Genomic DNA, 10,854 nt, shown 5'->3' on the forward strand with positions numbered 1-10,854 from the left:
TAGGTCGTTGCCTTTCTTTATAAACCTCATTACTTGATGTAATGAGGTTTTTTGTTTTATATGATTACTCTACTATTGCAACTAAAAAAGAGCCTATTTTAAGCCTTTTTTTATCCTCATATACCCAATCCTTTATTGTAAAGTCTACTTAGCTTAGAAAACCTGTTTGAATGATAAAATTTCATAAAAAAAGATTCCAACGAATGAGGAATTGGAAATTGCCAGACAGTCGTATGCGTTGTTAGAAAAATAAACTCCAAAGAAATTATAAGATAAATTAATAAAGTCAAAGACTTAAGTTGATAGCTTGTAACAAAAAGTACAGCTAAATATTTATTGATTAAGCTTGTGCTTTTAGCATTGCTATTATATGTGTATATCAAAGTTTAAACTTTGATTCTTTTTGTATGTCAAGATGAAATACATTAAAAAAATTAAGAGATTTTTACGCAAATATAGAACCATGTAATGGAGGTGTAGTTATGACTGTTAGTTTTTTTGACTAAGGTTCGATATTTCCACTTAAATTAAACATCAAATGATATATTTTTAACTCATTGTTATCTTTATCCGTATGAACTGAACTATAATGATATTCGAAGTCATTAATGAAAGAATCCTTAGTGATTTCTTGTCTTGTGACAATAGAAGAAAATGATGTCGTCAAAAGTGTATTGATGTTTTTTACATTTTCATCAATTTTTAAATCTTCAACTACAAAACCAATCATTCCATTCACTCGGTAATAGGACGAGTAATATTTAGTGATAAATCTATTAATCCCGTTCTCTATGTACTTAGCGTTTAGTCCACTAGTTCCTATTATATTGGTGTTATCCAATCTTTTGCATTCAAGGATATAATATGCTTCCTGTTTTTCGAATGTGTTTGGAGAGATTACTTTAATATCTGTTCTTCCAATGGAATGATCTTCTTGCACTTCTCTTTCGAAATGCCATTGAAGTAAGTCAACTTTTCTTCTGATTTCATTATTCTTGAGATAATTAAGTAAGAGAAGATCTCTAATTTTATTTTCATCATTTTCCAAAACAACTTTATCGACCTTCATTAATTGATAGCAGACACAAATCTTCGATAAGATTTCTTCAAATTCATTATCGTAAAATGGAACGGAGCCACTAAAGTGTGATGCATCTAAACTACCGAACATTGAATGTGTGTTTTTTGCCAGCAGTTAAAATGGCATCAGTAAATTCATTTAAATCAAGATGAGCAATTGCCTTATGCCATAGTCTTTTCTCGTTAGGCTTGACTATGTAAAATCCATCTTTTTCAAATCCTCGAATATCTTTTTGTATAAATAAACGGTCTGTTATTTTTTCATTTCCAAGAGTTGATAGTCTTTCTAGGACTTCATTATTGTTGGTGTTAACATAATTGATTTGTTCAATTTGTTCTTTTATTGGAACGAGTTTGAAAAACAACCCAATAAGTTGATTTGTATGATGAATTTCAACGATTAATTTGTGGTTATTTTTTTTAAATGAATCATTGAATCTATTTAAAAAAAGATTGATGTAGTTTTGAAGTGCCTGACTACTTTCAGGTAGAGGGTTGAAGATTTGTTCAAACCCTTTATGCTTCATTAACATAGGAATGACAATATCGTTTGCATAGTTTACCAAATCCTTTTCCTGATCAATTAAATGAAGTTCTGAAAGAATAATTTCATCTAATTCCTTAATCGACTTATCAATTGATATTTTGACAGTTGTATCTAATAATGAGTCAGGTGATAAAAATCTGTTTTTAAGTTCGATTATCTCAGATACTTTATTTACAATTCGCTCATTATCAATGAATGGAATGTTGAATTTTTCCCTGTCATGAGCTTGTTCTCTTTCGATTCCTGAAGAGCTAAATGTTTGTAAGTTCAAGTATGAAAAGAAAGAAGAATTGAGAAGACCGCAAATTTCAAGCAAAGTATCAATGTCATCAAAGCTTTTGGCTTTAATAGATGTTAATGCGTGTTTAAAAAGAATATCCTTTTTACAAACTGCTGAAACAGAACGAAAGTCATTTTTAACACCTGTTGTAACCAAGAGCATTGGTGCTTTAAAAAGATTTGCATTTCTAGGTCTATGAACTATTGGGTTATCCCAAACTGAGCGAGAATTCTCATTTACCCAAAATGGATCGATATCTTTTCTTGAGTCTAAATATTGTGATCCCACATAGTGAGAAACATCATTTTGATTTCCTCCCCCAACTTGAATACCCTGTCCTACAATAAATTTCTCTTCATTTTTTATAATTTCATTGATTGATTGATGTCGTTCTTTTACAGTTTTGATTAAATTAAAGTCCAAATAAGTACCATAAACCAGTACTTTCCATAGATAATCGAATTCCTTTAATCTGCTTTGGACTACTTTCTTATAATCCCCTCGTTGAATCGTAAAAACTTTGAAAAGAGAGAAGAATCGACTTGGTTTAAGTGTGATATGCTCGACAATATTTTCGTCTGTGGTTTTGTCAAAAGCGAATTGATAAAATAATACTACTGCCGGGGCTACGGCTTTATCATTTGACTTGTCAAAAACTTCCTTTCTCACAGGGGCAAGTTCAAAGACTTTTTCAATTGTAAACTGGTCTAGTAAGTACTTTCTAAATCCTTGTGCATTTAGATTATATAAGACCTTACTCGTAGCAATAAAACCAACCTTAGTCATCTCTTTACTAAAATCACTTACTCTAAGAATAAAGGCTTGTGCTATTTCACTATTGCTAATCTCTATTTCATTCGTGTATTTACCACTCTCTAGTTTCTTCCTTTTATTTATATATTGATCGAATAGAGGTTTTTTTTCTCCTTTTCCTCTTCTCCAAGGTGGATTACCCAAAATGAATTCAAAAGAAACTTTTTCAAGTTGTGTATTAAAATCAGCTTCTGTGTTAAAAAAATCTTCGGAGAAAAAGTTTCTATTGTATAAAAGAGGAAACTTGAAAGACTCAATATCTGATGGCTCTTGATAATCTAAGAGAGTCAGGTAAATTGAAAAAATAGCAACATTTACCGCATTTTGATCTTTGTCAATTCCAAAAATATTGTTAGAAGCTAACTGTTTTAACTGTTTCTTGTATTGATCCGGATTGTCTAAATATGCTGAATTATTTAACTGAAATTGCTCTATTATTTTTCGTAAGCTTTCAACCAAAAAAATACCAGATCCGCATGAGGGGTCAAGTACTTTACAATCATATGATGTTGGTTGAGTTCTAAACTTTTTCCCTACTGTTTCGGAGAGGATGTAATCAACTAAGAATAAAGGAGTATAATATGCTCCTTGATTTTCCTGTTGGTCTTGTCCAATGAATAATTCGTAAACATTACTAATAAACTCTACAGGAATAATAGAGAAGTCGTAAAGGTTGAATAATGATATTTGCCCAGAAGCGACTTCATCTCCTGATAACAATTTTACAATTATTGAAAGACTACTCGCAGAGACAGAATCAATGTCGTCATCAGATATTGGGAATAAATCTCCGTTAAACTTATTTTTTAAATACTTAAAAAATGCTTTAACATCTTGCTTGTCCGATAGCAGATTACAAAATTCGGAATTGGTCCATTTACGAGATGTACCTTCTTTTTCGAAATCTAATTTTACTTCTCGGTCAATTAGGTAACGAACGAAAATGACCTTTCCTAATAATGAATTTGTTAGTTCAATGGATAAGCCGTCAGCAATTAGCAAATCTCTTGCGGCTTTAATATTGTTTAAAAGATGGTAATCAATTCGATTACTATAGCTAAAGTCTTTTTGATACTTTTCCCAGGTCTTACCTGTTACTAGTTCAAAGTAAGAAAAATCGTTTAGTTGTTCTGTTTTACCAAACAATCTCAGCGAGTCTTTCTCCGTAATGTATTCGAATCCATTATAGATCTCTAATGAATCCCCTTCTGAAATAATGATAATTGGTGATTCATTAAAGTTCCAGATTTCTTTGAGTTTTTCTTTTTTATTCTCAGGTGAGTCAAAAAATAAAATGAATGGTTTATTATCAATAGAGAAAAATGCATCTGGTTTAATGATATTATTCAATAGTCTTTCTATACGATTTGAAAACAAACCTTTCCAGTTGTTTTCATTCGTAATAAAAAGTCCATTTCCTTTTGAAAGCTGGAGCTTATTAAATATTTGCTCTAAGTGTCTCAAATCAAATTATTATTTTTCAAGACAAATGTCTATTGGTAAATAATTTTTTATGTTTTGTCATTTGTTGAGATTAGCAATAGCCGAACATCAATTTCAAGTACTTTAGCTATATGGAAAAGGGTCTCAATTCTTGGTTGCATATCGTTTCTACACCATTTAGAAATAGTAGTTCTATTCATTTCCAGTTGGTCAGCTAACCAATTATTTGTTTTACCTTTTTCAGCCAAAACCGCTTTTATACGGTTGTAAACTTGTTTTTCCATAATGCATTAGTGCTTACGAAACAAATATACATAGTTGAAAATAAACTCCCTTAACATAAAAATATGCTTAAAAGTATTCATTTGAATGTTTTTATTATCTTTGTTATGCTTTTAAAGCGTAAAAATATACTATAAAAGTTTTTTTTGAATATTTAAAAATTAAAACATGAATAAAAGATACACGAAAGCAGATTTAGAACAAATTGTGTTTGTTCAACTGGAAAACCTAGACGCTATGCACGACCTTTTAAGTATTATGAAGCATCAAAACGAGCTATTGAAAAAGGCTAATAAGAAATTGAAAAGTGAAATCTCAGATTTTGAACAAAAGTTATATCCAATAGGTAAAAGAAGTCTTTAGTTATAAACTTCGCCGACATCGCTGAACGAACTATAGTTAATATAAAAGCTTCGCCGATGTCGCTGAAAGAACTATAGTAAGTATAAAAGCTTTGCCGATGTCGCTGAAAGAATTATAGTGTGTATAAAAGCTTTGCCGATGTCGCTGAAAGAATTATAGTGTGTATAAAAGCTTCGCCGATGTCGCTGAAAGAATTATAGTGTGTATAAAAGCTTCGCCGACGTCGCTGAAAGAATTATAGTGTGTATAAAAGCTTCGCCGACGCCGCTGAAAGAATTATAGTGTGTATAAAAGCTTCGCCGATGTCGCTGAACAAATTTTCCTTCGGGTTATCACGAAGGAGCGGTAACTAATAAGGTAATCTCTCGATTCAAAGAGACTGTCACAGCAAAAGTGTTTGCTTCGCAGTGACGGTGTTATTTTACAAAACGGAAATTTGTTCTACACTTTATCCTTCAATCTCTATGAAAAGGAGATTTTTGATAACGGTTTATTTACGAGGCGTTTAAATGTTAAATAATTGTTATTTTGTTTAGATGTTGGTTTTAATGCTATATATTTAAACACAGGTAGATAGCTAGGGTTTTAATCCAACTAGGCTTACCTAAAAAATATGCTATGTGCCTAAGGACACTCCGAATATTGCATCGGAGTATGTATAATCAAAAATTATAATTGTTATGTTTATTTCAGCATTTTTACAAAATTACAGGTTAGAAGAGTATATTCAGTTTATGGATGATGTGAGACAACTCTGCATAAACAATGATGTGGCAGCTTTGCAATTAGGAAAACGGTTTGAAGATTTTTCAACCCAATTTACCTTATTAGAAGCGGCGTATGCAAAGCCTAAACGTCATGAATTAACGGTAGTTATTGAGGAATTAGATGCACAACGCGATCGTCTTTTTTCACAAATCAATTTTTACTTGAATGCAAATTCGTTAGAAACCGATAACGAAATATCTCTGCCCGCCAGTCAATTACTTCAAAAGATTACAGATTACGGAGGGGTGGCAGAAATCAATAAATTAAACTACCAAGCTCAAACGGCAGCCTTACGAAATTTAATAGATGATCTTTTAAAAATGCCTCAGGTAGATCAATTAAGTACGGTAGTGAATTATCGTTTAAAATTAGAGGCTTTACAAAGTATTAACGAGGAATTTAGAATTACGTTTGTAGAACGTACACAAGACCGAGGTACGTTGAGTAACGAGGAGGCTTCGGCATTGTTAAGAGCACCAATGAACGAGGCTTATTACAAATTGTTGTTTAGAATTCAGGCATCGGCTGAATTGAACCAAGAACAGGAAACACCATTACCCAATTTTAAGTTAGTGGCAGATGGGGTTAACGATGCTATAAAAAGATTGAATTCATTAGTAGAAAGCAGGAAAACTCCTTCAGCAGGCAGCGGTGATACTTCGAATACTACAGGCGCATAATTATAGTAGGTACAATTTATACCTGGTACCAATGAAAAGCCCTCACAAGATTTTTAAATCTTGTGAGGTTTATTTTTTATAATTATTTTTCTTTTAATTTATAAACATTTTGGTTTTATCTCAGTTTGATAGATTAGTAATATTTTAAGTAATGTTTTTTGGGATAGTTTTTATTTATCCTTCAAACATCTACAAGAAAAGGCATTTTTTTTCACAAAAGCAGCATTATTTGAATAAACAGCTTTATCGCCTGGTCTAAACCAAATAGACATTCCATAATCAGCGAGCTTCCCTCCATATTTATCTCCAAATGCAGAATATAAACTTTTTTCCTCTTCTAGAGTTCCTTCTTTTTCAGAGCTTGTCCAATAAAAACCGTTCATTTTATAAAATTCACCATTTGGTTTTCTATTACCGGCAATTAAAATATGAAATTTACTTTCACCACCTTTGATTAGTTTAGCGTATCTTTTTTTATTACTTGGTAATAATCTGTATTTGGAGATTCATTTTCATTTTGAATTTCGTTAAGCATTTTTTCCCATTCTTTTTTACTGGGCAGATGCCATCCTTTTGGACAAGCTGTTAAAGAAGATTTCCAAGTGTATAACCTACCATATTTATTGCCGTTAACTTCTTCGTTTTCCAAGCAATAAGATTCATCGCTTTTAAAGTTTAGATTTGTAGCCATCCACCAATCATCTCCAATTTTAATAATAGGATATTCTTGGGAATCATGTTCATCAATTATGGTCTCTTTTTGGGTTTTGTTTTCATTTGTTGGCTTGCAAGATGTGAATATTAAAAAAATAAAAAAGAATGTAAAATTTAGATTCATGATGGTTCTATTAAGTTATAACTAGTGATAAAAATTTTATATTAATTTTACTCCTAAATTTTCTTCGCGAACTTAAAAATTAAAAAGCTTCTTTTATATCTATTTTTATGTTGTCTTTACCTCTTGTGCAACGGTTACTTTTGTTAGCAAATATTTTCTAACTCTTCTATAATTGATATGTTAGTCAAGTCAATAGAATTATTTTCTTTCCAATGACTAATATAAACATCGTTATCTTTTGTGATTAAAATAGTAAAAGACAACTCTTCATTATTTGAATATTTTAGAACAATCTCATTTTTACTATTAGTTGTTTTATTTGTTAAAATTGGTTTATAATTATTATAAGTTTTCCTTTCAATATTAAGTTCTCTTTTTTCAATAAATTTTTCTAGAGTAATATCGATGTTTTTGTTTAAGGTTCCTATTAGAAAAAAATTACCCGAATCCAATTCTATAGGGAATTTAGCTTTGCTGTTCTTTTCATTTACCGTTTTTTTTACAAAATGAAAAATTAGTGACGTAGTCATTATGCATAGAAATATTATTAAATGTAATTGACTTAGTTTTCTTGTATCTATTACTGCAATTATCAAAATGAATATTACAGCTGCATAAAAGAATGATAAAATTTTGTGTTTTAAATTAGTAATGATAGTATAGCAAAGAGTTAACAAAAACAAAAAAATAATTACAAATTTTTCTCTGAAACTCCTATTTTCAAGATCACTATATAATATTAAATTTGAAATGATAAAAATAACACAGTATATGAATGCATCCCTTATCGCTTTTGAGATTAGACTTATATTAGAATCATCATGCTGTTTTTGGTGCTTATTTTGAGAATTACTTTTTGATATTTCCAAAATATTTTCAATTTTTTCCATCAGTTTTGTTGCTTTTTATAAAGTGAAATAAAAAAGTAAAGAACCATAAAACTCCCTATTAATTGTAAAAAATTAATCAGAAAGCTTGGAATACCGAGAATTCTCCAATTAATTCCATTTAAGAATGAATGAAAAAAATATATAGCCTGAACTAATACAACTATAATACTTCCAATCATTCCGATTTTAGTGACATTTTTAAAATTCATCATTTTTTTAAATTTAGCTTACAACAGGACAAAAGACATATGTCCTTATATATCTTAGTTTATTTAAATAAAAGGAAACCAAAAGCTATTATCAAATATAACAACTATTTATTCCGAGGTACAAAAATAATATTAAATATTAACGAATTTACTTTATGAGTTTCAATATACTCTAAGAGATATCGCAAACTGACTAATTTTCTATGTGTTTTGTAGGAAATATCACTCCCGAGTTTTATGGGGTTAACGATGCTATAAAAAGATTGAATTCATTGGTAGAGAGTAGGAAAACTCCTTCAGCAGGCAGCGGTGATACTTCGAATACTACAGGCGCATAATTATAGTAGGTACAATTTATACCTGGTACCAATGAAAAGCCCTCACAGATTTTTAAATCTTGTGAGGGCTTTTTATACATCTGTTTTTATAATTGACTTTCTTGCCATTTCCATGCGGAATCGAGGGCTTCGTCTAATGTTTTTTCTGTTTTCCAATTAAGTTCTTTGCTGACTAAAGAAGTATCTGCATACGCAGCGGTAATATCTCCGGCACGGCGTCCTACAATTTTATAAGGTAATTTTTGTGAAGACACTTTTTCAAATGATTTTACTACGTCTAATACCGAGCTTCCTTTTCCCGTACCTACATTAAAAAACTCGAAGTTGTTAGCGTTCTTTTTATCCAACAAACGTTGCAATGCTGCTATATGTGCTTTAGCCAAATCTACCACATGAATATAATCTCTAATAGCAGTACCATCATGCGTAGGGTAGTCATCACCAAAAATGGATAATTCTTTTCTAATACCGGCAGCTGTTTGGGTAACAAAAGGAATTAAATTTTGTGGAACTCCTAATGGAAGTTCTCCAATTTTAATACTGTCATGTGCACCTATTGGGTTAAAATAACGTAAAGCAATAGCGTTTAGATTGTGAGCATTACAGGCTTCTTTAATAATTTCTTCTCCTACTTGTTTTGTATTACCATAAGGTGATTCTGCAGGTTTAATAGGTGCATTTTCAGTTATAGGTAATTCATCGGCTTGGCCATATACGGTACATGATGAACTAAAGATAAAATTATCAATATTTCTATCACGCATTTCTTGTAATAAATATACTAGGCTTCCAATATTATTTTCATAGTATTCCAGTGGTTTTTCAACACTTTCACCTACTGCTTTAAAAGCAGCAAAATGAATGATTCCATCAATTTTAGTATGATCAAAGAAATTTTTAACATCAGATTTAACGCGTAAATCTAATTGATGGAAATCAGGTTTTTTATGGGTTATTTCAGTAATACTGTTTAATACGTCGATTTTTGAATTGGATAAATTATCAATAATGACAACTTCAAAACCTTCGTTTTGTAATTCAACAACAGTATGTGAGCCTATAAAGCCTAAACCACCTGTAACTAGTATTTTTTTCATTTTTAATTTTATTTACTACGGATTAAAGATTTTTATTAGGTAGTTAGTTTAAAAAGTCGATTATCGTTTTTGTAATGTATTCCAGTTGCTCAGTATCTAATTCGGTATGCATAGGTAATGAAATCACTTCATCAATTAATTGATTGGTTACTTTGAAATCATTTTCATTATAACGTTCATCTTGATATGCTTTTTGTGCATGCAAAGGCACCGGATAATAAATAGCGTTTGGAATGTTTTTGTCTAATAAATGCTGATGTAATTCATTACGTTTTCCATTAGTAATTCGTAAGGTATATTGATGAAAAACATGTGTTGTAAACTCACTTATTGTAGGAGTTATAACACTTGGATGATTAGCTAACGCATTTGAATAATAGGCGGCAGCTGCTCTTCTGGCATCGCAATATTGATCTAATAATGGAAGTTTGGCTTTTAAAACAGCAGCTTGAATACTATCTAATCGAGAGTTTACTCCTACCACATCATGGTAATATCTTTTATACATACCATGGTTTACCATGCCTCGTAAGGTATGTGCTAGCGCATCATCATTGGTAAAAATGGCACCACCGTCACCATAACAACCTAAATTTTTAGAAGGGAAAAATGAGGTAGTTCCTACATGTCCCATAGTACCGGCTTTTTTAACAGTACCATTTGAAAAAGTATAATTGGCTCCAATGGCTTGAGCATTGTCTTCAATTACAAATAAATTATGTTCTTTAGCTATGTTTAAAACGGCTTCCATATTGGCGCATTGTCCAAATAAATGAACAGGTACAATGGCTTTTGTTTTAGGTGTAATTGCTTTTTTCAGCGCATTAATATCTATATTAAAAGTATCCGGTTCTACATCTACTAATACCGGAGTAAGGTTTAATAATCCAATTACTTCAACAGTAGCAGCAAAAGTAAAATCGGCAGTAATCACCTCATCACCCGGTTGCAATCCTAATCCCATCATGGCAATCTGTAAAGCATCTGTACCGTTTGCACAAGGTATTACATGTTTTACATCTAAATATTTTTCTAAGTCTGATTGAAATTCATGTACATAAGGACCATTAATATATGCAGAAGTGTTTAAAACTTCCTGAATAGATACATCTACAATATTTTTTATTTTTTGATATTGACTCTGTAAGTCAACCATTTGTATTTTTTTCATTGTACGAGTTTTGTCTTTTCAAAAATACGACTATAATTTATTATAAGAAGATTCA

Annotated in this window: 10 protein-coding genes; 2 read left to right on the forward strand and 8 right to left on the reverse strand. The window is 30.8% G+C overall.

All coding sequences use genetic code 11. The features are described 5' to 3' along the window. Positions 1 to 502: 502 nt before the first annotated feature. Genes ACQY1Q_RS12755 through ACQY1Q_RS12765 form a run of 3 tightly spaced genes read right to left on the reverse strand, consistent with a single transcriptional unit; the run spans position 503 to position 4,447 of the window. Entirely contained in the window at positions 503 to 1,171 is a 669-nt protein-coding gene (locus ACQY1Q_RS12755) for a hypothetical protein (RefSeq protein WP_431005706.1), read from the reverse strand. Further along, a complete protein-coding gene (locus ACQY1Q_RS12760; RefSeq protein WP_431005707.1) occupies positions 1,161 to 4,184 on the reverse strand; it encodes an Eco57I restriction-modification methylase domain-containing protein in 3,024 nt (1,007 codons plus the stop codon). The genes ACQY1Q_RS12755 and ACQY1Q_RS12760 overlap by 11 nt, the downstream gene beginning before the upstream one ends. A 47-nt stretch (positions 4,185 to 4,231) precedes the next feature. Next, the gene (locus ACQY1Q_RS12765) at positions 4,232 to 4,447 is read right to left on the reverse strand and encodes a helix-turn-helix transcriptional regulator (RefSeq protein ID WP_431005708.1); all 216 of its coding nucleotides are present in this window, start codon (positions 4,445 to 4,447) and stop codon (positions 4,232 to 4,234) included. A 166-nt stretch (positions 4,448 to 4,613) separates the two neighbouring features. On the opposite strand from ACQY1Q_RS12765, the gene ACQY1Q_RS12770 reads away from it, so the two are divergent. Then, positions 4,614 to 4,808, forward strand: coding sequence for a hypothetical protein (locus tag ACQY1Q_RS12770; RefSeq protein WP_431005709.1), 195 nt, complete (start codon positions 4,614 to 4,616; stop codon positions 4,806 to 4,808). Positions 4,809 to 5,488: 680 nt separating this feature from the next. Then, entirely contained in the window at positions 5,489 to 6,256 is a 768-nt protein-coding gene (locus ACQY1Q_RS12775) for a DUF6261 family protein (RefSeq protein WP_431005710.1), read from the forward strand. 170 nt (positions 6,257 to 6,426) lie between these two features. Here the strand turns inward: ACQY1Q_RS12775 and ACQY1Q_RS12780 are convergent, their stop codons facing one another. From ACQY1Q_RS12780 to ACQY1Q_RS12800, 5 genes are all read right to left on the reverse strand, one after another. Further along, positions 6,427 to 6,639: a hypothetical protein gene (locus ACQY1Q_RS12780; RefSeq protein WP_431005711.1), complete on the reverse strand. Its 213-nt coding sequence runs from the start codon at positions 6,637 to 6,639 to the stop codon at positions 6,427 to 6,429. A 71-nt stretch (positions 6,640 to 6,710) separates the two neighbouring features. After that, the gene (locus tag ACQY1Q_RS12785; RefSeq protein ID WP_431005712.1) at positions 6,711 to 7,094 is read right to left on the reverse strand and encodes an FISUMP domain-containing protein; all 384 of its coding nucleotides are present in this window, start codon (positions 7,092 to 7,094) and stop codon (positions 6,711 to 6,713) included. A gap of 143 nt (positions 7,095 to 7,237) precedes the next feature. Continuing rightward, on the reverse strand, positions 7,238 to 7,984 hold the full coding sequence (locus ACQY1Q_RS12790; RefSeq protein ID WP_431005713.1) for a hypothetical protein: 747 nt from the start codon (positions 7,982 to 7,984) through the stop codon (positions 7,238 to 7,240). Between the two features lie 633 nt (positions 7,985 to 8,617). Further along, positions 8,618 to 9,628, reverse strand: coding sequence for a UDP-glucose 4-epimerase GalE (gene galE / locus ACQY1Q_RS12795; protein ID WP_431005714.1), 1,011 nt, complete (start codon positions 9,626 to 9,628; stop codon positions 8,618 to 8,620). Positions 9,629 to 9,671: 43 nt separating this feature from the next. Further along, the gene (locus tag ACQY1Q_RS12800; protein WP_431005715.1) at positions 9,672 to 10,799 is read right to left on the reverse strand and encodes a DegT/DnrJ/EryC1/StrS family aminotransferase; all 1,128 of its coding nucleotides are present in this window, start codon (positions 10,797 to 10,799) and stop codon (positions 9,672 to 9,674) included. Between the last annotated feature and the right edge of the window lie 55 nt (positions 10,800 to 10,854).

It is taken from the genome of Tenacibaculum sp. TC6 (genome assembly GCF_050606265.1).
In the GTDB taxonomy this organism is placed as follows: Bacteria; Bacteroidota; Bacteroidia; order Flavobacteriales; family Flavobacteriaceae; genus Polaribacter.

Bases quoted from the DNA above. Each gene is read 5' to 3' on its own strand.
- ACQY1Q_RS12755 (WP_431005706.1), bottom strand. From the start codon at position 1,171: ATGTTCGGTAGTTTAGATGCATCACACTTTAGTGGCTCCGTTCCATTT.
- ACQY1Q_RS12765 (WP_431005708.1), bottom strand. From the start codon at position 4,447: ATGGAAAAACAAGTTTACAACCGTATAAAAGCGGTTTTGGCTGAAAAA.
- ACQY1Q_RS12770 (WP_431005709.1), top strand. From the start codon at position 4,614: ATGAATAAAAGATACACGAAAGCAGATTTAGAACAAATTGTGTTTGTT.
- ACQY1Q_RS12775 (WP_431005710.1), top strand. From the start codon at position 5,489: ATGTTTATTTCAGCATTTTTACAAAATTACAGGTTAGAAGAGTATATT.
- ACQY1Q_RS12780 (WP_431005711.1), bottom strand. From the start codon at position 6,639: ATGAACGGTTTTTATTGGACAAGCTCTGAAAAAGAAGGAACTCTAGAA.
- ACQY1Q_RS12785 (WP_431005712.1), bottom strand. From the start codon at position 7,094: ATGAATCTAAATTTTACATTCTTTTTTATTTTTTTAATATTCACATCT.
- ACQY1Q_RS12790 (WP_431005713.1), bottom strand. From the start codon at position 7,984: ATGGAAAAAATTGAAAATATTTTGGAAATATCAAAAAGTAATTCTCAA.
- galE (WP_431005714.1), bottom strand. From the start codon at position 9,628: ATGAAAAAAATACTAGTTACAGGTGGTTTAGGCTTTATAGGCTCACAT.
- ACQY1Q_RS12800 (WP_431005715.1), bottom strand. From the start codon at position 10,799: ATGAAAAAAATACAAATGGTTGACTTACAGAGTCAATATCAAAAAATA.